This window comes from Citrobacter sp. Cpo089, from assembly GCF_030332695.1.
GTDB lineage: Bacteria > Pseudomonadota > Gammaproteobacteria > Enterobacterales > Enterobacteriaceae > Citrobacter > Citrobacter portucalensis.
The window spans coordinates 153621-178278 of record NZ_JAOWHJ010000076.1 but is presented as its reverse complement, the minus strand read 5'-3'; the positions used below and the strand labels follow the sequence as shown (position 1 = coordinate 178278).

Here is a 24658-nt window from a genome sequence, read left to right as displayed (position 1 = left end):
AAAGGAGCACATATGTGCGAACATCACCATGCCGCGAAGCATATTTTGTGCTCGCAGTGTGACATGCTGGTGGCGTTACCTCGCCTTGAGCATGGTCAGAAAGCGGCATGTCCACGATGTGGCACTACGTTAACGGTGGAGTGGGACGCGCCGCGGCAGCGTCCTACCGCCTATGTTTTAGCAGCATTATTCATGCTGCTTCTGTCAAACCTCTTCCCCTTTGTGAATATGAACGTTGCAGGGGTGAGCAGCGAAGTCACGTTGCTGGAGATCCCCAGCGTTCTCTTTTCTGAAGACTACGCCAGTCTCGGCACCTTCTTTTTATTATTCGTGCAGTTGGTCCCCGCGTTTTGCCTGCTGACTATCCTGCTGCTGGTGAATCGGGTGCAGATGCCCGCAAGACTTAAGGCGGGTCTTGCACGCGTCCTGTTCCAGTTAAAAAGCTGGGGGATGGCGGAAATCTTCCTCGCCGGCGTGCTGGTCAGCTTCGTTAAGCTCATGGCTTACGGCGATATCGGCGTGGGCAGCAGCTTTATTCCGTGGTGCTTCTTTTGCGTTTTGCAACTGCGCGCATTCCAGTGCGTTGACCGTCGCTGGCTGTGGGATGATATTGCGCCAATGCCAGTGATTAAGCAGGAGTTAAAACCTGGTGTGCCCGGCATTCGACAGGGACTGCGTTCCTGCTCTTGCTGCACTGCGATACTTCCCGCTAATGAACGGGTGTGCCCGCGCTGCCAGACGAAAGGCTATGTGCGGCGTAAAAACAGTCTGCAATGGACGTTGGCATTACTGTTTACGTCAATCATGCTTTATCTTCCTGCCAATATTTTGCCGATTATGATTACCGATCTGCTCGGGTCAAAGCTGCCATCAACGATACTTGAGGGGGTGGTTTTAATCTGGAGCGAAGGCTCTTATCCGGTGGCTGCGGTTATTTTTATCGCCAGTATTATGGTGCCGACGTTGAAAATGATCGCCATTGCCTGGCTATGCTGGGATGCCAAAGGGCACGGCAAACGCGACAGCGAACGTATGCACCTGATTTATGAAGTTGTGGAATTTGTCGGTCGCTGGTCAATGATCGACGTCTTTGTGATTGCGGTACTCTCTGCGCTGGTGCGCATGGGAGGGTTAATGAACATTTATCCTGCAATGGGTGCTTTGATGTTTGCTTTAGTCGTCATTATGACAATGTTTTCTGCGATGACATTTGATCCGCGTCTGTCGTGGGATCGTGAACCAGAACCAGGCCATGAGGAGTCCTGACAGCATGGAATCTAAAAGTGGGGAAGCCAAAGTGCAAAAGGTAAAAAACTGGTCGCCCGTGTGGATATTCCCTATCGTCACTGCACTCATTGGCGCGTGGGTACTGTTTTATCACTACAGTCATCAGGGGCCACAGGTCACGCTAATTACCACCAATGCCGAAGGTATTGAAGGGGGCAAAACGACGATTAAAAGCCGCAGCGTGGATGTCGGTATCGTCGAGAGCGCAACCCTGACTGATGATTTGACCCATGTGGAGATTAAAGCGCGTCTTAACTCCGGAATGGAAAAGCTGCTGCATAAAGATTCTGTCTTTTGGGTGGTGAAGCCGCAGGTTGGACGTGAAGGTATCAGTGGACTCGGCACGCTATTATCCGGGGCTTATATTGAACTGCAGCCTGGCAATAAAGGCAGTAAGCTGGAAAATTACCAACTGCTGGATTCACCGCCGTTGGCCCCGCCAGATGCAAAAGGGATCCGTGTGATTCTGGACAGCAAAAAAGCCGGTCAGTTGAGTCCAGGCGATCCGGTGCTTTTCCGCGGCTATCGTGTGGGCTCGGTTGAAACCAGCACATTTGATGCGCAAAAGCGTACGATCAGCTATCAGCTTTTCATCAATGCGCCTAACGATCGTCTGGTGACCAGCAATGTACGTTTCTGGAAAGACAGCGGGATCGCCGTAGATCTTACCTCAGCAGGTATGCGCGTAGAAATGGGTTCGCTCTCCACGCTGTTTGGCGGTGGTGTAAGTTTTGATGTGCCAGAAGGTTTAGAGCAGGGCGAGCCGGTCGCACAACAATCAGCGTTTAATCTTTATGACGATCAAAAAAGTATTCAGGATTCACTGTATACCGATCATATTGATTACCTGATGTTCTTTAAAGATTCGATTCGTGGCCTACAGCCTGGTGCACCGCTGGAATTCCGTGGCATCCGCTTGGGTACGGTGAGTAAAGTACCTTTCTTCTCACCGAATATGCGTCAGGTATTTAACAATGATTACCGCATTCCGGTGCTGGTGCGTATTGAACCAGAACGTCTGAAGGCGCAACTGGGAGAGGATACCGATGTTGGCGCTCATTTGGAGCAACTGCTTAAACGCGGATTACGAGGATCGCTCAAAACCGGGAACCTGGTAACCGGCGCGCTGTATGTCGATCTCGACTTCTACCCGAAAGAGCCGCCGATTACTGGTGTGCGCGAATTTAATGGTTATCAAATTATTCCGACCGTGAGCGGTGGTCTGGCGCAGATCCAACAGCGTCTGATGGAAGCGTTGGATAAGATTAACAATCTGCCGCTGAACCCGATGATTGAGCAGGCAACTAATACGCTGTCGGAAAGCCAGCGCACAATGAAACATCTGCAAACTACGCTGGATAACATGAACAAGATCACGTCCAGTCAGTCGATGCAGGATCTGCCGGCGGATATGCAGAACACGCTGCGTGAACTAAATCGTAGTATGCAGGGTTTCCAGCCTGGTTCCGCGGCCTACAACAAGATGGTGGCGGATATGCAGCGTCTTGATCAGGTACTGCGTGAACTGCAACCGGTACTGAAAACGTTGAACGATAAGAGTAATGCGCTGGTATTTGAAGCGAAGGACAAAAAAGATCCAGAGCCGAAGAGGGCGAAACAATGAAAAAGTGGCTAGTGGTGATGATGGCGGTCTGGCTGACGTCATGCAGCTCCAGCGGAGAAAATAAAAGCTATTACCAGCTCCCTATCGCACAAGGCGGTGTGCAGAGCTCTGCCAATCAGGGAAACCGTCTGCTGTGGGTTGAACAGATTGCGGTACCTGATTATCTGGCCGGTAATGGGGTGGTTTACCAGACCAGCGATGTGCAATATGTGATAGCCAATAATAATCTCTGGGCCAGCCCATTAGATCAGCAATTGCGCAATACGCTGGTTGCGAACATCAGTATGCAGTTGCCTGGCTGGGTTGTCGCTTCACAGCCGCTGGGAAGCACTCAGGACACGCTGAACGTTACCGTAACCGGCTTCCACGGTCGGTACGATGGTAAGGTTATCGTGAGCGGTGAATGGTTGCTGAATCATCAGGGACAACTGATCAAACGTCCATTCCACATCGAAGCTGTACAGACTAAAGACGGCTACGATGAGATGGTGAAGGTTCTTGCCAATGCCTGGAGTCAGGAAGCAATGGCCATTGCTCAAGAGCTGAAACGCATCCCTTAAGCTTAAATAATTGTAAATTATACCTCCCCTGGTTCATTGCCCGGGGCGGTTTTTTTTATTTTTTTAGCCGTGGAGATAGCTGTTCTGACTGACTATTTTTGTACAAATGATTTAGCGAGTAGCTCACAAATATGACACTGGCGTGAATTTTGCGCATTGACGAGCCTGATGTTTAGGGGTATTCGTTTAGTGTGATTGCACACTTAGTAATCACTGTTTTCTTTTCCACCAGACCCAAAAATGAGGGAAACGAGGCATGAAGAGACAAAAACGAGATCGCCTGGAACGGGCACATCAACGTGGATATCAGGCCGGCATTGCCGGACGCTCAAAAGAAATGTGTCCCTATCAGACGCTGAATCAGAGGTCATACTGGCTGGGAGGCTGGCGAGAAGCCATGGGGGATAGGGTTTTAATGGCCTGATTCTGTCTCTTTAGATAAAAGAAACCTCCGCAGAGCGGAGGTTTCGCCTTTTTGCACACCTGAAAAAACGGGGAAACGTTAATGTCTGGCTGCTTCGCAGTTCTGGATTAGAACGCGGAAGTGTCCTGGAACAGACCCACTTTCAGATCGTTTGCGGTATAGATCAGACGACCATCAACCAGCACTTCACCATCTGCCAGGCCCATGATCAGGCGACGGTTAACGATGCGTTTGAAGTGAATGCGGTAAGTGACTTTCTTCGCGGTCGGCAGAACCTGGCCGGTGAATTTAACTTCGCCTACGCCCAGCGCACGGCCTTTACCTTCGCCGCCCAGCCAGCCGAGATAGAATCCAACCAGTTGCCACATGGCGTCGAGACCCAGACAGCCCGGCATCACCGGATCGCCGATAAAGTGACAACCGAAGAACCACAGGTCCGGGTTGATATCCAGTTCAGCTTCAACATAACCTTTGTCAAAGTTGCCACCGGTTTCGGTCATCTTGATGACACGGTCCATCATCAGCATGCTTGGTGCTGGCAGTTGTGGCCCTTTAGCGCCAAACAGCTCACCGCGACCAGAGGCAAGAAGGTCTTCTTTCGTATAGGATTCGCGTTTATCTACCATGTTCTCTGTAAGCCTTATTTTATTGAAGCACGCAGGATAGCTAACACGTGTACGCTGAACAAGTCCGATCAGTTCGGAATAATCCAGTTCAGCCAACGTAGCGGCCATGGGAAACGGTGACGACCTTCCTGTTGCGTTGCCGTGGCAATACGCTCCTGAATGGTTTGCATCAGCGTTGTCTGGCCTTCGCCATCCCACACCAGATTTAACAACAGTGGTAGCGCATCAGTCACGTCGTCCACCGCCCAGATAGTGAATTTTTCTTCTTCTATGGCCTGTAGCAGCGCAGGCTGCAGGCTGAGGTGTCTGACGTTAGCCGAAGGAATGATAACGCCCTGTGTGCCTGTCAGTTCGCGCTGCTGGCAGATGGCGAAGAAACCTTCAATTTTCTCATTCAGACCACCGACAGGTTGTGCCCGACCAAACTGATCGACAGAACCTGTAATGGCGATACTTTGATTAACAGGAACGTCGGCGAGGGCGCTAATCAATGCGCACAGTTCTGCCATAGACGCGCTGTCACCGTCCACTTCGCTGTAAGATTGCTCAAAGGTCAGTGAGGCAGAGAAGGGGATTTGTTGCTCAAGCTGGAGTTCCGACATCAGGAACGCCTGCATAATCATCATACCCTTGGCATGAATATTTCCGCCGAGCTCGGCTTTGCGCTCAATATCCGTAAACTCGCCGTCGCCAATATGCACGACGCAACTGATACGAGAAGGCTCGCCAAATGCGCGTGGGTGGCCTGGAAACTCAATTACCGACAAGGCGTTGATCTGGCCAATACGCTCGCCTTCTGTCTCGATAAGGATCTGCTCTTGCAGAATTTCATCCTGCATGCGTTCAGCCAGGAATCCCTCACGCCATTCGCGCTGAGCCAGCATCAGGCTGACCTGCTCAGCGTTGCAGGTTTCGCCCTCGCATAACGGAGCCACCTCTTTGAACTGTCGGGTGATCCACAGCGGGTTAAGCGGCAATGTATCCTGTTCACCGGTATAGCGAACGGCTTCACGGATCAGAACCTGCCAGGCATCAGGAGCGGGGTAGGGCAAATTATTGCGTATGGCGGTATGCGTGACCCACTGACACCATTGCGTCATGGTTTCGGCATCCACTATCTGCAGATTATCTTCAAACTCGCTGTAAATGGCCTGCTCAGCCAGTTCTGGTTCCATGTCCTGGAAATCCGCCAGCGATTCACGCTCACCCACCAAAATAACTTTCAGTTTAAGCGGCATAGGGGGAACGGAGACAGGCAGCGGGCGAGACTCATCAAAAGCTACCCAATCAAAACGTTCGTGGCTGACAATGGCTTTCAGGCGCATCCACAACAGAGGTTGGGCCAACAGCGTGCGCAATGAGATAACCAGCACACCTCCATTGGCCTGATGTACCAGACCTGGCTGCAGCGTAATTTCTCCATTGAACTGACGCAGACAGCCAAACAGTTGTTCGGCTTCGGCCCAGTCAGCGCTGACCACCTGCGTCAACGTCGCAAAATTGTCTTCCGCTTTCTCAGCTGTACGATAACGAATAGTGTGACCGGAGATGTCGTAATGACCGCCAGTCAGGCTTCCTGCATCCGTGTGCAAGGGACGTGCAGCCTTTGCAATAAGGTTGAGATACTCAAGCTCTTCCGGTGCTTTTACCAACATGAACGAGGATGTTGTCCAGTGCTGAAGAAGCTGCTCTAGCGCGAATTGTAAACGTGGCTGAGTATCACTAAGTAAGGTGTCGGTGTCGTCAGTGACGTGCGGCTGTGCAAATACTTCCTGATAACTGTCGGTATCAGGAACCAGATCACGCCATGCAAGTTTCGTAATGGTCAAAGTTGATGTTTTTTAGTCTGTTGTAAAAAACGAGATTATACCGTAACCCTCACCACTAAACACCTGGAAAGCGCCGTGAAACGGTTGTGATGACGCGCGGCAGTTCACAGGCTGGATATTCTTTTCTTCAGATGCCGAAAAAGCTGATATTCTGATAAGAGTTACACGGTAACATTGAGATCGCAATGAAATATCAACAACTTGAAAACCTTGAAAGCGGCTGGAAATGGAAGTATCTGGTGAAGAAGCATCGTGAGGGGGAATTAATCACCCGTTACGTCGAGGCCAGCGCTGCCAAAGAAGCCGTTGATTTATTGCTAACCCTCGAAAATGAACCGGTTCGGGTTAATGCCTGGATTGAAGAACACATGAATTCTGCGCTTCTTAATCGTATGAAACAAACCATACGTGCCAGGCGCAAGCGGCACTTTAATGCTGAGCATCAGCATACGCGGAAGAAATCCATCGATCTGGAGTTCATGGTCTGGCAGCGTCTGGCTGGTCTTGCGCAGCGGCGCGGAAAAACGCTTTCTGAAACTATTGTGCAGCTAATTGAAGACGCAGAGCATAAAGAGAAGTACGCGAACAAAATGTCGACATTGAAACAGGATTTACAGGCGTTGCTGGGAAAAGAGTAGCGGTCGGCTGGTTTAACACGTGGCTTACTTTGGATGAAAAAAGATGAAAAAAAACCCCGCATGGCGGGGTTTTTTATAAGACGATAACTTAAGCCTGAGGCTGAGTTACAACGTCTTTGATGCCTTTAACTTCGATCTCAACACGACGATCCGGAGCCAGGCAGTCGATCAGTGCAGCGCGAGCTTTCACGTTGTCACAGGTGTTGCCAGTAACTGGGTTGGATTCACCCATGCCACGTGCAGAGATTTTGTCAGAAGGAATACCTTTAGAGATCAGGTAATCAACAACGGACTGAGCACGTTTCTCGGACAGCGCCTGGTTGTAAGCGTCAGAACCGATGCGGTCAGTGAAGCCCAGAACCACTACGGAACCGTCTTTCGGATCCAGGTTGCTCAGCTGGCTGTACATCTGGTCCAGAGCCTGCTGGCCTTCTGGTTTCAGAGTTGCTTTGTTGAAGTTGAACAGAACGTCAGACTTCAGAGTGAAGTGCTTGGTCTGTACTTCTGGAGCCGGAGCCGGAGCAACAACTACTGGAGCTGCTTCTTCCTGCTGGCCGAAACGGTAAGAAACACCAACGCTCAACAGACCGTTATCTGGACGACCGCCAACGGTGTTCGCGTCACCGATGTTGTTGGTCCACTGGTATTCCAGACGGGTAGCGATTTCAGGAGTAATTGCATACTCTACGCCACCAGCGAATACTGGGGATACACCAGTGTCGTGGTCTTTGAAGCCAGTGTTGTTTTTAGCGTCTGCACGCCAAACCATACCACCCAGACGGGTATAAACGTCCAGATCGTCAGTGATTGGGTAACCCAGTTTAGCGGTCAGCTGAACGCCCTGAGCTTTGAAAGCGCCATTCTGCTCGCTGCCTTTGTATGGCATACGGCCTAACCAGTCGTAACCCATTTCAAAACCAACGTACGGGTTAACCTGGTAACCACCGAACGCACCGGCACCCAGTTGGCTTTCGTGGGTCGGACCGTTGTTGTCGATACGGTTGTTGCCAATATCATGGAACTGAGACCAGCCCAGTTTAGCACCAGTATACCAGGTGTTATCTTTCGGAGCGGCCTGCGCCACGGTAGCGAAACCAGCCAGTGCCACTGCAATTGCGATAGCTGTCTTTTTCATTTTTTGCGCCTCGTTATCATCCAAAATTCGCCATGAATATCTCCGAAGAGAGATAACACGGTTAAATCCTTCACCCGGGGACCAGTTCAATAGTTACTCTACCGATATCTGCGGCTTACGCCGAGCACCCCTGGCGATGTAAAGTCTACAACGTAGTTGAAAACTTACAAGTGTGAAGTCCGTCAGGCATATGAAAAAAAAAGGCTTGTATACACAATATTTAACATTTATAGCTGAATAAATGTACTGAGGATATCCTGAAAACCGCTTCTGACAAGCGTTCAGACGAAAAACACATTACAGCTCAAAGACAAATTGAGAGATGAAAAAAAATTCCAGGATAAATCCTAATTTTACTCAATGATACAAATTCGAGTGAATTTTTAGCCCGGAATGCTGTCTCCCCGCAAGTGTCTGGGCGCGAACCGGACGCATGATAAAACCCATCGCATTACCTTCATCAGCCGCTTTGACCAGTTCGGCATGTTCATCTTCCGTTAATTCTTCCGCCAGCCAGCCAATGACAACACTGTAATTACCCGTGCGTAGCGCACGAATCATTGATTCCAGCGTATTGCAGGGGGAGAGCTGACTAATTTGCATGACTTTCGTCAATGGAAGTCCAGCTGACTGCACCCACTCCCGACTTAATTTTTGCTGAGGCGTCAGCCACAGCTGCCAGCGTGATTGTTGCCCTAACTGTTGCAGCAGGGGAAGCAGCAGCAGTTGTGTCATCATGGGCTGGTCCTCGCGATAGACAACTTCACTGATAAGCCCAGCGGTTGCGTTCTCTGATGAAACGCGCGCAATGTTGCTTGATGTGGAAGAGAACGACGATGAACGATTTGCATAGCCTGAAGTGTACATAATCAATCCAGCCCTGTGAGTTACTGTATGGATATACAGTAACCCTGCCGTCAACAAAGATCAACCTTATTTTCGGAAACAGGTTCGCAATTTTTAGTCGTCGTCACGGGAAAAATAAAATTCATCTTGCCCCATACGCATAAGTTGCCTATTTTCGTCATTAACGGATCCGCTACTGAAAATCATTTGCTTACGTTATGATTTAAAAAGGATTTTTATGAAAGAGCTTTCTTATGCAAGGATCTATAAATCGCAGGAATATCTGGCTTCTCTGGGGACAATTCACTATCGCTCACTGTTTGGTGGTTACAGTCTGACGGTTGGCGATACGGTCTTTGCCATGGTCGCTAATGGTGAGCTGTATCTTCGCGCCTGTGAGCAGAGCGCCCAGTATTGTGTACAAAATTCTCCTGTCTGGCTGACATTTATTAAGCGCGGACGTCCTCTTGTACTTAATTATTACCAGGTGAACGATGCCCTGTGGCAAAACCAGCAGCAGCTGGTGTCGTTATCGCGATATTCGTTGGATGCTGCGGTTAAGGAGAAACAAAGTCGCTTTGCCCAGCATCGTCTGCGGGAATTGCCGAATATGACGTTTCATCTGGAGACTCTGCTGAATGAAGCTGGAATTAAAGATGAGGGGACCATGCGATCGTTGGGAGCACAAATGTGCTGGCTGAAACTTCGGCAAAATAACCCGGCTCTGACGGTAAAAGTACTCTATGCCCTTGAAGGCGCGGTAGGGGGGATACATGAAGCCGCGCTCCCGGCGACGCGTCGCCAGGAGCTGGTTGAGTGGGTAAGTTCTCTTACGCCGGAACCGGGGTATTAGACGGCAGCACGTCAATTTGCTGCTGTAATCGCCGGATCTCCGGGAGTAGAGCGATCAATAGCCCAACTTGCTGAACGACCAGCGGCTCTTTACTGTCCGGGCGTGGTTCCAGATGCTGAATTCGCTGCTTCAGCCCTTCTAACGCCTGGTATACACGCTGCTCGTCAGCGGGTTGATGGTGAAGGGCATCATCAACATAGCAAACAGCGTCATCCAGCAATGCCAAAACGTCTGGATTGGTCAACTGTTCGCGATGTGCGCCTAGCGCAGAAATATAGCTGGTAAACGTATGGTTGAGACACAGTAAACGGAACGCCGTTTCGCGGGTTTGGGCCGTGACATCCGGCTCGCTCGACATGTTTGATACCACGGAGGCGAGTTCAGCATCACGATTATGCGCATCACGGCGAGCGATACGGTAGGCCAGACGATTATCACGACCCTGATGATATTGTTCGAGAATTGCATCAAGGTAGCGGCAGTTAGCGTCAGTCGCCCGTTCAATTACCCGTGGTAGGTTACGAAAACGCCAGTCTGGCCAGATGAAACTGACAGCAGCCCAGGCGATAGCACAGCCAATTAGCGTATCGATGACACGCGGCAGCGCAACCTCAAAACCTTCGCCGAGCAGGTTAAAGCACAGTAACACCAGCAGCGTGATAAACATGGTGGCATGCGCATACTGGACGTTGCGAAAGGCAAAAAACAGTACGCCAGTGATCACCAGGAGTATCAGTTGCCCCTCGAGAGAGGGCACAAACCACAGGATCGGTAAACCAATGGCAATCCCAACCAACGTGCCGATAATCCTGAGCGCCAGGCGATGTCGGGTGGCGTTGTAGTTTGGCTGACAGACAAACAGGCTGGTCAGCAAGATCCAGTATCCGTGATTCATGCCGGTTATCTGGATAATGGCATAACCAACACAGAGTACTAACGACATGCGAACGGCATGGCGAAACAGAGCAGACTCAGGGGTGAAATTACGGCTCAGACGTAACCAGATATCACTGAATCCATGGGGACTGTCATCGGCAAGCTGATTTTCAGACTCATTGCGCGAGAGTACCTGAGCCTGTTCGGATTCGATGGTAGCAAGCTGCGCGTCGATTGCCCGTAGGTTTGACAGTAAAAAACCCAGCGTATTGAGCAGGTCGGCAGGTTCACCACTGGCGCGCATGCGCTCAAGTGCAGCATCTATATGGGTGAAGGCTCGCTCAAAGTGCGGATCGTGCTGGTAAGGCGTGCGCAATAAAATACAGCGAGATAATTGTGAACAGGCTTGCCCTTGCATCGACATCAACCGCTGGAAACGGAACATCACATCGCTGTGACGGAAATGATCGCGTAGCGTTTGATACTGAATATGTGAGGAGCTTGCGCGTTCATGAATATCCTGCGCCACAAAATAGTAATGTAGCGTGCGACGTGTTCCCCGTTGTCCACGGTCACCGCGCAGGCGGGTCAGCAGCGACACTTTAGTCTGATTCAGCGTTGCCATCAGTTGGCCATTCGCGAGAGCTAAATCATACAACGGTGCCTGGCTTTCATCTTCTATGTCGGGGTCAAAAAGACGCGATTTCAGTTCCAGGTAGTGCGCTAACTGTTCGTAGCTGCGTGCCAGATTGTCCTGTAAGGGGCGGATGGGGAACAGAAGATGTCCGGTGAGCGTCAGCAGGTTATACCAGATAGCGCCAGCGAGCAGCAGGATTGGTTGTTGATACCACTGATCGTAAAGCGAGGTGCCCAGCATCGTGTAAATGGCGATCAGCAATGCACCAAAAGCAATAGTTGCATAGCGCTGGCCTAATCCCCCCAGCAGAATAAAGCCGCTGGTGGAAAGCGTTAACCCAATAGCAAACAGCCATGGCCATGGGAAGAGCAGTTCAACGGAGGCTGAGGCAATAAAAAAGCACACCAGTGTGATGATTAAATTGCGTAGTCGGCCTGCGAGACGATCGTCCAGATCGGTAAGTGCGGCAGCGACCATGCCCAGCGTGAGCGGGATGGTCAGCTTGACATCGCCCAGCCACCAGGGCAGCGCTGTTGTGCCGCATAGCGCGATAAAAATCCGCACGTAGTACAGCCATGTGCTGTTCCAGGTATAGCGTTTGAGCAGAGGACTTAACATAAAGGCCATCGGTCCTGATTATTCAAAACGACGACGCGCATTGGCTTCACGCGCTGCACGGGCAACTTCTACTGAAACCACACGGCGACCCACCGGCCAGAGCGCAATGGCAGCGATTTTAAAGTTTGCAATGCCAACCGGAATACCAATAATCGTTATGCACTGGGCAATACCAGAGATAATGTGCATCAGGCACAACCACCAGCCGAAGAAAATCAGCCAGAAAATATTGAGCACGGTGCCGCCGGTATTTAACAGGACGCTTTTACCGGCCGGATTCAGTTCATCGACATGAATCGCTTCGTTACCATAGGGAAACAGCGAAAGTCGGGTTATCTCCCAGCATGAACGGGTCAAGGGTAAAGTAAAAATAAGCACGACACTGACCAGCGTTGCCAGTAACCAGGCAAGGGTGGTGGCGAACCCCCCAAGCACAAAATTTAAAATATTCAGAACAGTACGCATAAACCCTCGGTTAACTCTGGTTTTCTGTGAATTCGGCAATTGTAACGTTTTTTTGGGCTGGAGCACGTTTTCTCTGGCGGTTACACTGATAAGCAAACCTCTTCGTGTGGATCCGCTTGAGTCTTATGGAACTGAAAGCAACTTCTCTTGGAAAACGTCTGGCACAACACCCTTACGATCGGGCCGTTATTCTCAATGCCGGGATTAAAGTTTCCGGCGATCGTCACGAGTATCTTATTCCCTTCAATCAGTTACTGGCGATTCATTGCAAACGCGGCTTGGTATGGGGCGAGCTGGAGTTTGTACTCCCGGATGAGAAGGTGGTTCGTCTTCACGGTACAGAGTGGGCGGAAACCCAGCGCTTCCATCATCATTTGAATGCGCTCTGGCAACAGTGGAGCCAGGAAATGAGTGACATCGCTGCCGGGGTTTTACAGCAGCAATTGGATGCGATAGCGGCGCGTACTAGTGAAAGTAAATGGCTGACGCGCGAACAAACGTCAGGGCTGCAGCAGCAAATTCGCCGTGCCTTTGCCGCGTTACCGCTCCCGGTTAATCGGCTGGAGGAATTTGAAAATTGCCGGGAGGCGTTACGTCAATGCCAGACATGGTTGAAAGACATTGAAGCCTGTCGCTTACAGCACAATCAGGCGTACACCGATGCAATGCGGGAAGAGTATGCCGAGTTTTTCCAGCATGTTGAATCTTCGCCGTTGAACCCTGCTCAGGCGCGCGCGGTGGTGAACGGTGAGCAATCATTGTTGGTACTTGCAGGTGCTGGAAGCGGTAAAACATCTGTGTTGGTTGCCCGGGCGGGTTGGTTGCTTGCACGAGGAGAAGCCGCACCAGAACAGATCCTGTTGCTGGCGTTTGGACGCAAAGCAGCCCAGGAGATGGATGACCGCATCCGTGAGCGTCTGCATACGGATGAGGTCACCGCGCGGACGTTCCATGCACTGGCGTTGCACATTATTTCGCAAGGTAGCAAAAAAGTTCCAACGGTGAGCAAGCTGGAAAATGATGCTATCGCGCGCAACAAACTCTTTATAACAACCTGGCGTCAGCAGTGCAGTGAGAAAAAGGCTCAGGCTAAAGGCTGGCGACAATGGTTAGAAGAAGAAATGCAGTGGTCTGTACCCGAAGGTAACTTCTGGGATGACGAAAAATTACAGCGTCGTCTGGCTTCCCGGTTGGATCGCTGGGTTAGTTTGATGCGTATGCATGGCGGAGCACAGGCGGAGATGATTGCTAATGCTCCGGAGGAGATCCGTGATCTGTTCAGTAAACGCATAAAGCTAATGGCGCCGCTGCTCAAGGCCTGGAAGAGTGCCCTGAAGGATGAGAATGCCGTCGATTTCTCCGGGTTGATCCATCAGGCTATTGTCATTCTGGAGAAGGGGCGGTTTATCAGTCCGTGGAAACATATTCTGGTCGATGAATTTCAGGATATTTCCCCTCAGCGCGCCGCCCTGTTAGCCGCCTTGCGTAAGCAAAACTCGCAGACTACGCTGTTTGCCGTGGGAGATGACTGGCAGGCCATTTACCGGTTCAGCGGAGCACAGCTTTCTCTGACAACCGCATTTCAGCAAAATTTTGGTGAGGGCGATAGCTGTAATCTGGATACGACTTACCGTTTTAATAGCCGTATTGGCGAAGTCGCAAACCAGTTTATCCAGCAAAACCCACATCAGCTCACGAAACCGCTGAACAGTCTGATGACCGGTGATAAAAAAGCCGTCACGTTGCTCGACGAAAGCCAGTTAGATCTTTTGCTGGATAAGCTGTCGGGTTTTGTGAAAGCCGAAGAGAGAATTCTGGTGCTGGCGCGATACCATCATCTCAAACCTGCCAGCCTGGACAAAGCGGCCACCCGCTGGCCCAAGCTGCAGCTGGATTTTATGACTATTCATGCCAGCAAAGGGCAGCAGGCGGATTACGTCATTGTTATGGGGCTTCATGAAGGGAATGACGGTTTCCCGGCTCCGGCTCGTGAGTCGATTATGGAAGAGGCGTTACTCCCGGCTGTTGAAGATTTTCCTGATGCAGAAGAGAGACGGTTGCTGTATGTGGCGCTAACGCGTGCGCGGCATCGGGTATGGCTACTGTTTAGCAAAGACGCGCCATCATGCTTTGTTGATGAGCTTAAGCAATTAGACGTTCCGGTGACCCGGAAACCCTGAAAAGCAGGCGGTAATTACCGCCTGCTTAGCGCTTATTTGAGACGTTCTGCCAGATAACGGGCGTAATCCGGGATCAAGATATCCGTTGCGTCGTTGAAGTTTGGCGACTGGATAATAAAATCAGCGGTTGACACGTTAGTGGCGACTGGAATGTTCCAGACCGTGGCCAGGCGTAGCAGGGCTTTGACATCAGGATCGTGGGGAACGGCGTTGAGCGGATCCCAGAAGAAAATCAGCACATCAATTTTCCCTTCTGAAATCAGCGCACCTACCTGCTGGTCACCCCCCATTGGGCCGCTCAGCATGGCGTTGACGTCCATTCCTGTCGCGCGTTGAATTAAGTTTCCTGTTGTTCCTGTAGCATACAGAACGTGTTTTTCCAGTAATGGCTGGTGGCGTTCAACCCAGCTCATCAACATCTTTTTGCAGTGATCGTGTGCGACCAACGCAATATGTTTCTGCGCTGGCAATGTGCGAGTCGTTAATTCCATAGTACAGCTCCCAAGTTAACCTTGTTACAGAGTACTGGAAGCTCTTGACGCTGCAAGAGAAAGACAAAAAAAATGCGTATACGAACATAAATGTCACGATGGGGGTTGTTTCTCCGCCCATTGTAAGAAGTTACTTCGCGTTTGCGCGTCAGCCTGTTGAAACCAATATTTTAAGCGCTGCTCGGTCAGTGTTTGCGACTGAGGCGGCACGCGATCCAGTTCAGACACCCCGGAAAGCAGCGAACTGTCATCGGCCATCATTGTGGCAAATTGCGGTAAAGATGCATGCTTAGCCGCTTTGTTATAGCGCTCTGTTTCCATTTCATAATCTACGATTTTTGCGGTGGACGTGATTGACAGAATATCCAGCTTAACCGGTATAGGCATGGAATCCCCATCCAGCAGTTCTACGCGCGGGGCATCATCAAAATGCGTTGCATCCCGCTCGTTGCTCAGACGTGGGAGGTGGAAATTAACCTGACTGACGAGTTGGGTATCAAAGCTGATGACCAACGGAGGCGAAATATACAGACGTTCTTCGTGGCTGGACAGGCGAATGGTTTTTTCTACGCGAAACACGAGCTGGTGCCGACCATTTTCCAGCTCAATACTGTCGGCACCACGCAGTAATGAGCTGGAGACTTTTTTTCCGTCCAGTACCAGAAGGTCAATATCATTGGACAGACGTAAAGAGGTAGCAAAAACGGTTGCCGGCAAACATAGGGCAATCAAGGCTGTCACAATGCCGGCTTTCATAGGTTTCTCCTGTCCAGAAAATATCTGTATAAGATGTATCTAAATTTTTCGATAATCATGTTTACTAACATATAGACATATTTTTGAGTTTAGCTCTCATGCGCCAGTATGGGATGAATGGTTGCAAAGTCAGGTTTGTCGTACACTTTGCTAAACAGCCTGGAGGAAAACGATGAAAGAGACCGATATTGCTGGCATTTTGACAACAACCCGCACGATTGCACTGGTGGGGGCAAGCGATAAACCCGATCGTCCAAGCTATCGGGTGATGAAATATTTACTCGATCAGGGCTATCACGTTATTCCTGTTTCACCGAAGATTGCTGGAAAAACGCTGCTGGGGCAGCAGGGCTATGCGACGCTGGCAGATGTACCAGAGAAAGTGGATATGGTAGATGTCTTCCGTAATTCTGAAGCGGCGTGGGGTGTTGCTCAGGAGGCAATTGCCATCGGCGCGAAGACCCTATGGATGCAGCTCGGCGTGATTAACGAGCAGGCAGCCGTGCTGGCTCGCGATGCAGGGATGACGGTGGTGATGGATCGCTGCCCGGCGATTGAGATCCCGCGGTTGGGACTGGCGAAGTAAGACTGATCTGTAGCCGAACAAAACGCACAGGCCCGATTAGCGAATCGCCATCGGGTCTGTTTTAGCATCAATTGCGCAGGCGCGGGGCCTGAAGCTGTTTTCGAATTGTTCGCGCCAGTTCATCCATCGACGGTTGCTCCGGATGTTCTTCCTGAAGCTCACTACTCAGTTGTGCTTCGGCCAGATACGTATGCACTGGCAGACCATTATCGTCTTCCATCACCACGTGATACCAGGGAGCGGCGCGAAGTTCGTCGTTAACCGCCAACTCATCGGCTGACGGTTGATCAAGCGAATATTCCGGGTCGATATCCACGACCACTCCGAGGTAACCTAACAGGGAATGGCGGACCTGCTGGCCGATACCGAATTTGCTGGCAATCATAGTCACCTCCCGGGAAATAGATACCCTTTATGTAAGGGTAATATTCCACTTTTCAAGTTACATGATGCGACAGGCAAACCCTTTCAGATACAGCCCTTCCGGGTAGGTAGCGATCACCGGGTGATCGGCGGCCTGACGGAACTGCTCTATAAATTGTACATCACGACCAGCATCTATTGCGGCATCAGCGATGATTTTCTGAAATAAATCGGTGGTCATTAGCCCAGAGCAGGAAAATGTCAGCAGCACACCGCCCGGATTGAGCAACTGAATAGCCAGCATATTGATGTCCTTATAGCCGCGGCAGGCGCCCATCAACTGACTTTTGTTTTCGACAAATTTCGGCGGATCCATAACGATGACGTCGAATTTCTCACCACGATCGCGATAAGCACGCAGAAGTTTGAACACATCATCACGCACGAACTCAGCTTTGCTTAGATCCAGCTTGTTCAGTTCCACGTTCTGGCGGGCAATATCGAGCGCTTCCTGAGAGGTGTCAACGCTGACGACCTGACGGCATCCGCCCATTAATGCTGAGACCGCAAAGCCGCCGGTGTAAGAGAAACAGTTCAGCACACGCTGATTTTCCACATAACGACGCGTGGCCAGGCGGCTGTCGCGTTGATCGAGGTAATAGCCGGTTTTGTGACCATGCTGAATATCAACCAGCAGCTTCATTCCGTGCTCTTCAATTGGCAGCAGGGCTGGCGGAAGCTCACCCGTTACTGGCCCTTGAGTCAGCTCCATACCTTCTTTTTTACGTACGGCCACATCGCTACGGTCATAAATGGCGCAGTCCGGGAAAACAATTTGCAGAGCGCTAATCAGCGCGGCGCGTTGGTATTCAGCCCCCGCACTGAGCAACTGCAACACCAGGAAGTTGCCGAAGCGGTCAATGGTGATGCCCGGCAGGCCATCGGATTCTCCGGCGATCAGACGGTAACTGTCCAGGCCGTCTTTTTTCGCCAGCCAGTCACGCCATGTCTGCGCCTGCTGCAGACGACGGGTGAAGAAATCAATATCGATGGACTCAGACTTGTCGAATGTCCAGACGCGTGCACGGATCTGCGACGCGGGTGAGTACGCGCCGCGTGCTAACCATTTACCCTGATGGTCAACAATATCGATGGTTTCACCGAGGTTGGCTTTACCTTCCATACGGGCGACAGCACCGGAAAATACCCACGGATGGCGGCGAAGTAATGATTTTTCGCGCCCTTTGGCTAACACTAAACGTACACTCATAATTTACTATTCTGTCAATTCAAAGAAATGGGCGCCATTGTCCTGAGTTTTTTGCATATTTGCAACGCACGCTGTGATGATAAGGAGAACAGCAATGTCGAAAGTCTGCATAATCGCCTGGGTCTATGGCCGGGTTCAGGGGGTAGGATTTCGCTACACCACCCAGCATGAAGCACAACGGCTGGGGTTGACCGGCTACGCGAAGAATATGGATGACGGCAGCGTAGAGGTTGTCGCCTGCGGTGAAAGCAACCGGGTAGAACAACTGATGAAGTGGTTGAAAGCCGGGGGGCCGAGCAGCGCCAGGGTTGATCGGGTTCTCAGTGAACCACATCGTCCTGGCGACGAGCTAAAAGGATTTAGTATCCGCTATTAAATACATTTCACCGGTTTCGGCAGGCCGGCAATTTTAGTCGCCTGCTTGGCCGGACCTTTCGGGAACAGGCGGTAGAGATAACGGCTGTTGCCTTTCTCTTCGCCAAACTTGCTGGCCATCGCTTTTACCAGCATGCGGATAGCGGGGGAGGTATTAAACTCCAGATAAAACTCGCGGACAAAACGCACCACTTCCCAGTGTTCCGCGGAGAGCGTAATGCCTTCGTTTTCGGCGATTCTCTCCGCCAGCGCCTCGCTCCACAGCGTGGTATCTTTCAGATAGCCTTCGCTATCGGTACTGATTTCTTTACCTTCAAAGATCAACATAATTCGTCACTTCGTTAGTCAAACTGGCGGCAGTTTACCAAAAAAGAAAGCCCCGCATAAGCGGGGCTGGATAATGCGAGTGGACATCTTAATCGCGGCTGGCGAAGCCCAGAATACTCAGCAGGCTGACGAAGATGTTGTACAGCGAAACATACAGGCTAACGGTGGCACGAATATAGTTGGTTTCACCGCCGCGGATGATATTGCTGGTTTCAAACAGGATTGCGCCTGAAGAAATCAGAATGAACACCGCGCTGATTGCCAGATGTAATGCCGGCAGTTGCAGGAAGATATTTGCAACCATACCAATCAACACCACCACAACACCCGCCATCAGCATACCGCCGAGGAAGGACATATCTTTACGCGTGGTCAGCACATAGGCCGAGCAGCTGAAGAAGACCAGCGCCGTACCGCCCAGCGCCATGGCGATAACATCACCCATGCCCGCAGACAGGTAGGTATTCAGAATTGGTCCCAGGATGTAGCCCAGGAAGCCAGTGAAAGCGAACGCTGACAAAATACCAACCGGCTTATCTGCCGTTTTGTAGGTCAGGAACATCAGACCATACATACCCACCAGCGTCAGGATAAGTCCCGGAGAAGGTAACATCAGTACGGTACTGGCGGTTGCAGTGATCGCTGAAAACGCCAGCGTCAGGCTGAGCAGGAAATAGGTATTGCGCAGCACCTTATGCGTGCTGAGTAGCGATGTACGCTCGCGCGAAGAACTAATAATACGATCCATGAGTCACTCTCTTATGACAGATGTAATTAATGATGGAGGATAATGAAATCAAGGGGAATGACACAGCGGTTTTACCCATCTTTACGCATTTTAACCCGCCAGACTTAAGCATATTATTTCAACAAAAGTTCCCGAATTAGATGTTAGCACTGTATGTGCAAAAATGTCAGATCGCTATCTACCAGGTAACTGAAAAATATTGCGTTATTCCTGAATCTCTCTGACAGTGACAGCGGTGTCTACATAAAACAGAGCAATAAGGTAAAGGGAATGATTCAACATAAATCGAAGATATTGACGTTTACGCTGTTGACTGTCTGTTTGATGTCTATAAACGGCGCGGCGAGGGCGGCAAATGTTCCCGCAGGAACACTACTGGCAGAAAAACAGGAACTGGTCAGAAACAACGGCAGTGAGCCGGCATCGCTGGATCCGCATAAAGTTGAAAGCAACGTTGAGTTTAATTTAATCAGCGATATGTTCGACGGTCTGGTGGCTGTCAAGCAGGATGGGTCTATCGAACCCCGTCTAGCCGCGTCCTGGGAGAATAAAGGCAACACTGTCTGGACCTTCCATTTACGCCCGGGCATAACCTGGTCAGATGGATCTGCTATTACCGCACAGGATGTCGTCTGGAGCTGGCAGCGTCTGGTTTCGCCGCAAACGGCTTCACCTTATGCTTCGTATCTGGGCAACATGCACGTTGCGAACGCGGTTGATATTGCCCAGGGGAAAAAAGATCCCGCCACGCTGGGAGTCAAAGCCCTGGATGATACCACGCTGGAAATTACCCTGACGCAACCGACGGCGGCGTTTCTGGCGATGCTGGCGCATCCATCTCTGGTCCCGCTGGATAAAGTGTTGATAGGTCGTTTTGGCGATAAGTGGACCCGGCCAGAGCATTTTGTCAGCAGCGGGCCGTACAAATTATCGCAGTGGGTGGTTAATGAGCGCATCGTTGCCGAGCGTAATCCACATTACTGGGACGATCGGCATACGGTTATTAATAAAGTTACTTATTTGCCTATCAGCTCAGAGTCGGCTGACGTAAATCGCTATAAGGCCGGTGAAATCGACATTGTGTATAGCGTACCGGTCAATCAGTTCGCGCAACTGAAAAAAACGATGGGGGATGAACTGCATGTCTCGCCCCAGCTTTCAACGTATTACTATCAGTTCAATACAACCCGCGCGCCGTTTAATGATCCGCGCGTGCGGCGGGCGCTGAATATGGCGTTGGATAAAGACATCATTGCGCAAAAGGTAATGGGACAGGGGCAGCGAGCAGCGTGGGTTATCAGCCAGCCGGAAATAGGTGGGGTGAAACTGCATGCGCCGGAGTATGCGTCATGGCCGCTTGAAAAACGTATTGCTGAAGCCAAAAAACTGCTGGCTGAAGTCGGTTTTGGTCCTGAGCATCCGCTTAGCTTGAATCTGCTCTACAACACCTTCGAAACGCACCAGCGTATTGCGATTGCCGCATCGTCGATGTGGAAGAAAAACCTTGGCGTCGAGGCGAAGCTGCAAAACCAGGAATGGAAAACCATGCTGGACACCATGCACACCGGTAATTTTGACGTCGTGCGTTATGCGTGGATAGCCGATTATGATGATGCCTCAAGTTTCCTCAATATCTTCCGGACCGGTGATAGCGAGAACACCACCAAGTACAGTAACCCCGCCTTTGATGAAGCGATGCGTAATGCGGCGAAAGCAAGTTCGCTGGAAGAACGAGGCAAATACTATCAGCAGGCTGAAGACCTTTTAGGTGAGGATGTGCCCGCGATTCCGGTTTACCACTACGTCCGCACGCATCTAGTGAAGCCGTGGGTGGGGGGATTTGCGCCAGATAACCGGGGAAATTACTACACCAAAGATATGTACATCAAAAAACATTAAGCGCTATAGCCGGCATTCGTGCTGAATAAATGGTCAATCTGTTGTTATTTCAGTCGATTAACAACATTTTGGCTGTTTTTCAGGCAAACGAACACATTGGTGCTTTACAGGTCCGTTCGGGATGTTTATAGTGCGCCTCATTGGAAGCGTGGCCGAGCGGTTGAAGGCACCGGTCTTGAAAACCGGCGACCCGAAAGGGTTCTAGAGTTCGAATCTCTACGCTTCCGCCAAATTCCTAATAAAATCAATAACTTAAGAGTTAGTTTTGATTTTGTACTGCATAAAGTATTGCATCAAAAGCCCGTGTAAACGGGCTTTTTTTGTATCTAAAATCCCTGTTTTTCATCAAAAAACTTATCCAGTCTTCATCCCTTCCTGTACAACAAAACCCTTTAAAAGCAGAAATACGATAGCAGGGAGCCTCCGGAAATTTAGTAATCGACGGATGATTTCACACCAATCTTAAGAACCTACCAGCAATAAGCTCAGCTGACCTACGCCATTACTGGACAACCTGTTGTTCTGTCAGTTAAAACAACTAAAAATGGTAAAACGGACAGCACAGTAATGAAACGAAGTGAACTCAGGAAACTATTGGAAGAATGGTTTGATGTAGAGCGGTATGAAGCGATAAAGGAACTCACCCTTCAGCAATTCTATGTTGAGGTTGAGCGGCGTATCTTGGCTTACAAGATGTTGCTGAAACGGGATACATTACCGCCTCTGAACAGACTTTTATTAGATGATTACCGCTATAAGATCCTCAGAGGTGAAATTTTTTTTAGCGGCGACACGTCCACGCAAGGACATGGGCTTGCCAGAACTTACGCAGTGGTCCCCGTAACCCGGAGCAACGCACAATTATATGCGAAAAGTTTAACTCTGATTGGAACCCATCCTGAAACATCCCAAAGAAGTCAGTCTGAATATATGTCGGAGTACCTGAAGGAATCCGGCATCAAAAGTCTGTCCTCAATTACTGTCGATATCTTCCTGCAAGAGGCTTCAACCGAAGATATCATCGAACACCTGAAGGTGCTCATTCCCCAATGGAAAAAACAGCTAAAAATGAACGATCCGGCTGTTCGGAAGTATCGTTTTGGTAAAAGCACGTTGAGAAAAATCATCGACTATCGACTCATCCCTATGATGGATCTCATTTTTTGGGGGGCAGATAATAATGATACCAAAATCTCACTGTCGCTGATGTCATCGCTGCTTCATGAGAACAGCGAGAAGGATAGGGATGAGGGAATGCTTAAGGTGACTGACTATCCGCTGGCTATGGCGTTGCTGACAGATGAGAACTATCTGAAATCGTTTGAAGATTACATGATGGAAAACAATGTATTAAAAGACACAAAAATTGTAGATCACGTCAAAGACGAGAAGAAGAAAGAAGATAAGTAAAAAAGGGTTACGTTCGCCCTGAGCGAACGTGATCACACCCATCCTCAACCATTTTTTTTCTGTTCACCTACCCCCATTTTTTTCGAAAAAGTCTTTTGCCAACATCCCTAAAACGCCATAAGCGAATTAGCTATTATTGTCCTCGTTGAAACAACAGAGGAAAAAACAAATGAGAAATGAAATCGTAGGTAAAAGATTAATCCGTGTTCCTGAAGTTCTTAGAAGAGTCGGATTTAGTCGAACCACAATGTATGAGCTTATTAAGGAAGGCCGATTCCCGGATAAGGTAATCATAGGGGCAAGATCTGTAGCCTTTGTGGAAAGTGAGATTGATGCTTGGATTGAAAATACTATTTCAGATTCACGCAAAAATAATAAATAACATAAAAGAGGAAGCGAAAATGAAAGTGCAAAAAATAGAAATAAATGTTAGCAATGATGATACAAAATACTTTGTTCTGAAAAGCGGGGAAGACTATGACTACTATTTGCGATGTATGCATGAGTATATGGGGGAAAGATTCTATCATAACCTTGAAGACGATGGTTATATGGAGGGTGTTTTAAAATCAATAATAGAGAATGGTAAGAAAGATTTTAATGAGTTCTTGAAAAAACATAAATATAAAGCATCGATTAAAAACGTATATTTTGATGAAGTGCTTGTCAACCTGAGGCAGATACATCATGTGATGAGTCACTATATTTTATATACATAATCGCTGTCGTCATCTATTCGGCCCCGCAAGGGGCTAATATAAAACGAAATGAATAAAATAAGCATTTAATTATGAGGATATAAGTATGTCTAAAGAAACTGTTATTGAAAATAAATCAACAGAACTGTTTTATGATCTTGCTTGTAGATCGTTTACAGCAAGCTGGAATCTGTTCATGGAAGTGAATGGTGATGGAGATGCCAATGACTATCTGGATGATCCGGATTTTATGAGTCCATTTATTATTTATGTGATTGACCATATTCAGAATAACTTTGAGAGATTTACCACGCAAGAAGGAAACTGTGGTGATATTAATCAGGTCAACTTTGAACAAGTAGCAGCCTTACTGGTAGGGTATTCAGAAAACTTTAGAAAGTAAGAACTAATCTTGCCCCGGAAGGGGCTAACTATAAACAAAAGGAAAAACAGATGAATAATGATATGACAGTAATCGTAAGTATGTTATGTGAAAAAACACCTAAAGTGATGAACCTTATCCAAGAGAGCTTGGATATATTTATCGCATTAAGAGGTAGCTCAGTCGAAGAAATCATGAATGATAAGACCTTGTTAGATGATTTAAATCGTTATGTAAATGAGACACTGTATGATGAGATGGATGTGGAATATGGTTCTGTAATCATCAAAATAGTATCTAATAAATAGTATTAATACCTTCTCGATATGTATCTAATGTTTAACTTAATAAAAGGAATCAGTATGAAAGAGATTATTTTAAATGAAAGTAATAAAATGGTAGTAGATTTTATCACAAATGTATTACAGGGGTATTGCGAAACGATCTATAGTATCTCTGAAAAACAGCCTGAAACAGCCATGAATATTGTAACAGGGGAGGTGTTATCAGAAATACTTTATGATGTTTTGATTACCTGTGAAGTTGAAGACTATGTTAAAAGAGGACGAGGCAAAGGTGTATCTGAGATCAATATAGATGAGTTAAAGGAAACGATTTTATACTGGCATAAAGAGCATATCATTGAGCTTGTACTGAAAAACATAAAACCGGATGATGCAGAGGAGCATATTTACTGGAAGTTAAAAATGACTGTGAGTCAGTATTGAAAATGGCAATATTCCCTCGTGCAGAGG

Annotated in this window: 28 protein-coding genes and 1 tRNA gene; 17 read left to right on the top strand and 12 right to left on the bottom strand. The window is 49.1% G+C overall.

Annotated features, from left to right (window positions below; genetic code table 11):
- Window positions 1-12 precede the first annotated feature (12 nt).
- The 4 genes from pqiA (at window position 13) to rmf (ending at window position 3895) form a co-directional block, all read left to right on the top strand.
- Window positions 13-1266, top strand: a complete 1254-nt coding sequence (gene pqiA / locus OGX92_RS22945; protein ID WP_003831981.1) for a membrane integrity-associated transporter subunit PqiA — start codon at window positions 13-15, stop codon at window positions 1264-1266.
- Between the two features lie 4 nt (window positions 1267-1270).
- Window positions 1271-2911 carry an intermembrane transport protein PqiB gene (gene pqiB / locus OGX92_RS22940; protein ID WP_003831983.1) on the top strand — a complete coding sequence of 547 codons (1641 nt, stop codon included), beginning with the start codon at window positions 1271-1273 and terminating at the stop codon, window positions 2909-2911.
- Window positions 2908-3471 (top strand): membrane integrity-associated transporter subunit PqiC, encoded by a 564-nt coding sequence (gene pqiC, locus OGX92_RS22935; RefSeq protein ID WP_286587127.1) that lies wholly within the window; start codon window positions 2908-2910, stop codon window positions 3469-3471. Before pqiB ends, pqiC begins: the two co-directional genes overlap by 4 nt.
- 256 nt (window positions 3472-3727) lie before the next feature.
- Window positions 3728-3895, top strand: coding sequence for a ribosome modulation factor (gene rmf, locus OGX92_RS22930; protein ID WP_003035871.1), 168 nt, complete (start codon window positions 3728-3730; stop codon window positions 3893-3895).
- A gap of 107 nt (window positions 3896-4002) precedes the next feature.
- On the opposite strand, the gene fabA is transcribed toward rmf, so the two are convergent.
- Window positions 4003-4521: a bifunctional 3-hydroxydecanoyl-ACP dehydratase/trans-2-decenoyl-ACP isomerase gene (fabA, locus tag OGX92_RS22925; protein ID WP_003035875.1), complete on the bottom strand. Its 519-nt coding sequence runs from the start codon at window positions 4519-4521 to the stop codon at window positions 4003-4005.
- A 68-nt stretch (window positions 4522-4589) separates the two neighbouring features.
- Complete coding sequence (locus OGX92_RS22920) at window positions 4590-6350, bottom strand: AAA family ATPase (RefSeq protein WP_003831990.1); 1761 nt, start codon at window positions 6348-6350, stop codon at window positions 4590-4592.
- A 185-nt stretch (window positions 6351-6535) separates the two neighbouring features.
- Here OGX92_RS22920 and matP point away from each other — a divergent pair, with 185 nt between their 5' ends.
- Complete coding sequence (matP, locus tag OGX92_RS22915; protein WP_003831992.1) at window positions 6536-6988, top strand: macrodomain Ter protein MatP; 453 nt, start codon at window positions 6536-6538, stop codon at window positions 6986-6988.
- An 88-nt stretch (window positions 6989-7076) separates the two neighbouring features.
- Here the strand turns inward: matP and ompA are convergent, their stop codons facing one another.
- The gene (gene ompA, locus OGX92_RS22910; protein ID WP_126318575.1) at window positions 7077-8123 is read right to left on the bottom strand and encodes a porin OmpA; all 1047 of its coding nucleotides are present in this window, start codon (window positions 8121-8123) and stop codon (window positions 7077-7079) included.
- Between the two features lie 357 nt (window positions 8124-8480).
- Window positions 8481-8990 carry an SOS-induced cell division inhibitor SulA gene (gene sulA, locus OGX92_RS22905; protein WP_008784287.1) on the bottom strand — a complete coding sequence of 170 codons (510 nt, stop codon included), beginning with the start codon at window positions 8988-8990 and terminating at the stop codon, window positions 8481-8483.
- 217 nt (window positions 8991-9207) lie between these two features.
- On the opposite strand from sulA, the gene OGX92_RS22900 reads away from it, so the two are divergent.
- Complete coding sequence (locus OGX92_RS22900) at window positions 9208-9822, top strand: TfoX/Sxy family DNA transformation protein (protein ID WP_003831996.1); 615 nt, start codon at window positions 9208-9210, stop codon at window positions 9820-9822.
- Here OGX92_RS22900 and yccS read toward each other — a convergent pair.
- A complete protein-coding gene (yccS, locus tag OGX92_RS22895) occupies window positions 9800-11953 on the bottom strand; it encodes a YccS family putative transporter (protein ID WP_003831997.1) in 2154 nt (717 codons plus the stop codon). The two genes, OGX92_RS22900 and yccS, sit on opposite strands and share 23 nt — an antisense overlap.
- Window positions 11954-11971: 18 nt before the next feature.
- Complete coding sequence (locus tag OGX92_RS22890; protein WP_003831998.1) at window positions 11972-12418, bottom strand: YccF domain-containing protein; 447 nt, start codon at window positions 12416-12418, stop codon at window positions 11972-11974.
- 125 nt (window positions 12419-12543) lie between these two features.
- Here OGX92_RS22890 and helD point away from each other — a divergent pair, with 125 nt between their 5' ends.
- Window positions 12544-14598 (top strand): DNA helicase IV, encoded by a 2055-nt coding sequence (gene helD, locus OGX92_RS22885; protein ID WP_286587124.1) that lies wholly within the window; start codon window positions 12544-12546, stop codon window positions 14596-14598.
- Between the two features lie 32 nt (window positions 14599-14630).
- Here the strand turns inward: helD and mgsA are convergent, their stop codons facing one another.
- Window positions 14631-15089 (bottom strand): methylglyoxal synthase, encoded by a 459-nt coding sequence (mgsA, locus tag OGX92_RS22880; protein ID WP_003035897.1) that lies wholly within the window; start codon window positions 15087-15089, stop codon window positions 14631-14633.
- Between the two features lie 93 nt (window positions 15090-15182).
- Window positions 15183-15845 carry a curli synthesis inhibitor gene (gene csgI, locus OGX92_RS22875; protein ID WP_008784291.1) on the bottom strand — a complete coding sequence of 221 codons (663 nt, stop codon included), beginning with the start codon at window positions 15843-15845 and terminating at the stop codon, window positions 15183-15185.
- Window positions 15846-16017: 172 nt separating this feature from the next.
- On the opposite strand from csgI, the gene OGX92_RS22870 reads away from it, so the two are divergent.
- Window positions 16018-16431, top strand: coding sequence for a CoA-binding protein (locus OGX92_RS22870; RefSeq protein ID WP_286587122.1), 414 nt, complete (start codon window positions 16018-16020; stop codon window positions 16429-16431).
- Window positions 16432-16498: 67 nt separating this feature from the next.
- Here the strand turns inward: OGX92_RS22870 and hspQ are convergent, their stop codons facing one another.
- Together hspQ and rlmI are read right to left on the bottom strand one after the other, a co-directional pair.
- Window positions 16499-16816, bottom strand: coding sequence for a heat shock protein HspQ (hspQ, locus tag OGX92_RS22865; protein WP_003035905.1), 318 nt, complete (start codon window positions 16814-16816; stop codon window positions 16499-16501).
- 57 nt (window positions 16817-16873) lie between these two features.
- Window positions 16874-18064 (bottom strand): 23S rRNA (cytosine(1962)-C(5))-methyltransferase RlmI, encoded by a 1191-nt coding sequence (gene rlmI, locus OGX92_RS22860; protein WP_008784294.1) that lies wholly within the window; start codon window positions 18062-18064, stop codon window positions 16874-16876.
- 94 nt (window positions 18065-18158) lie between these two features.
- Between rlmI and yccX the strand changes: the two genes are divergently transcribed.
- The gene (gene yccX / locus OGX92_RS22855; protein ID WP_003832008.1) at window positions 18159-18440 is read left to right on the top strand and encodes an acylphosphatase; all 282 of its coding nucleotides are present in this window, start codon (window positions 18159-18161) and stop codon (window positions 18438-18440) included.
- On the opposite strand, the gene tusE is transcribed toward yccX, so the two are convergent.
- Together tusE and yccA are read right to left on the bottom strand one after the other, a co-directional pair.
- Entirely contained in the window at window positions 18437-18766 is a 330-nt protein-coding gene (tusE, locus tag OGX92_RS22850; protein ID WP_003832010.1) for a sulfurtransferase TusE, read from the bottom strand. The genes yccX and tusE overlap by 4 nt on opposite strands.
- Window positions 18767-18854: 88 nt before the next feature.
- Entirely contained in the window at window positions 18855-19514 is a 660-nt protein-coding gene (gene yccA / locus OGX92_RS22845; RefSeq protein ID WP_079938022.1) for an FtsH protease modulator YccA, read from the bottom strand.
- A gap of 270 nt (window positions 19515-19784) precedes the next feature.
- Here yccA and OGX92_RS22840 point away from each other — a divergent pair, with 270 nt between their 5' ends.
- The 8 genes from OGX92_RS22840 to OGX92_RS22805 all read left to right on the top strand — a co-directional run bounded on the left by OGX92_RS22840 (window position 19785) and on the right by OGX92_RS22805 (window position 24631).
- The gene (locus OGX92_RS22840) at window positions 19785-21413 is read left to right on the top strand and encodes an ABC transporter substrate-binding protein (RefSeq protein ID WP_191221627.1); all 1629 of its coding nucleotides are present in this window, start codon (window positions 19785-19787) and stop codon (window positions 21411-21413) included.
- Window positions 21414-21555: 142 nt separating this feature from the next.
- Window positions 21556-21643, top strand: a tRNA-Ser gene (locus OGX92_RS22835).
- Window positions 21644-21980: 337 nt separating this feature from the next.
- On the top strand, window positions 21981-22823 hold the full coding sequence (locus OGX92_RS22830) for a DUF6387 family protein (protein WP_032667114.1): 843 nt from the start codon (window positions 21981-21983) through the stop codon (window positions 22821-22823).
- Window positions 22824-22992: 169 nt separating this feature from the next.
- Window positions 22993-23205, top strand: coding sequence for a helix-turn-helix transcriptional regulator (locus OGX92_RS22825; RefSeq protein ID WP_286587121.1), 213 nt, complete (start codon window positions 22993-22995; stop codon window positions 23203-23205).
- A gap of 19 nt (window positions 23206-23224) precedes the next feature.
- On the top strand, window positions 23225-23542 hold the full coding sequence (locus OGX92_RS22820; RefSeq protein ID WP_032667204.1) for a hypothetical protein: 318 nt from the start codon (window positions 23225-23227) through the stop codon (window positions 23540-23542).
- Between the two features lie 85 nt (window positions 23543-23627).
- Entirely contained in the window at window positions 23628-23924 is a 297-nt protein-coding gene (locus OGX92_RS22815; RefSeq protein ID WP_016243654.1) for a hypothetical protein, read from the top strand.
- Between the two features lie 50 nt (window positions 23925-23974).
- Window positions 23975-24211 carry a hypothetical protein gene (locus OGX92_RS22810; protein WP_032667113.1) on the top strand — a complete coding sequence of 79 codons (237 nt, stop codon included), beginning with the start codon at window positions 23975-23977 and terminating at the stop codon, window positions 24209-24211.
- 54 nt (window positions 24212-24265) lie between these two features.
- On the top strand, window positions 24266-24631 hold the full coding sequence (locus OGX92_RS22805; RefSeq protein ID WP_134213264.1) for a hypothetical protein: 366 nt from the start codon (window positions 24266-24268) through the stop codon (window positions 24629-24631).
- Window positions 24632-24658 lie beyond the last annotated feature (27 nt).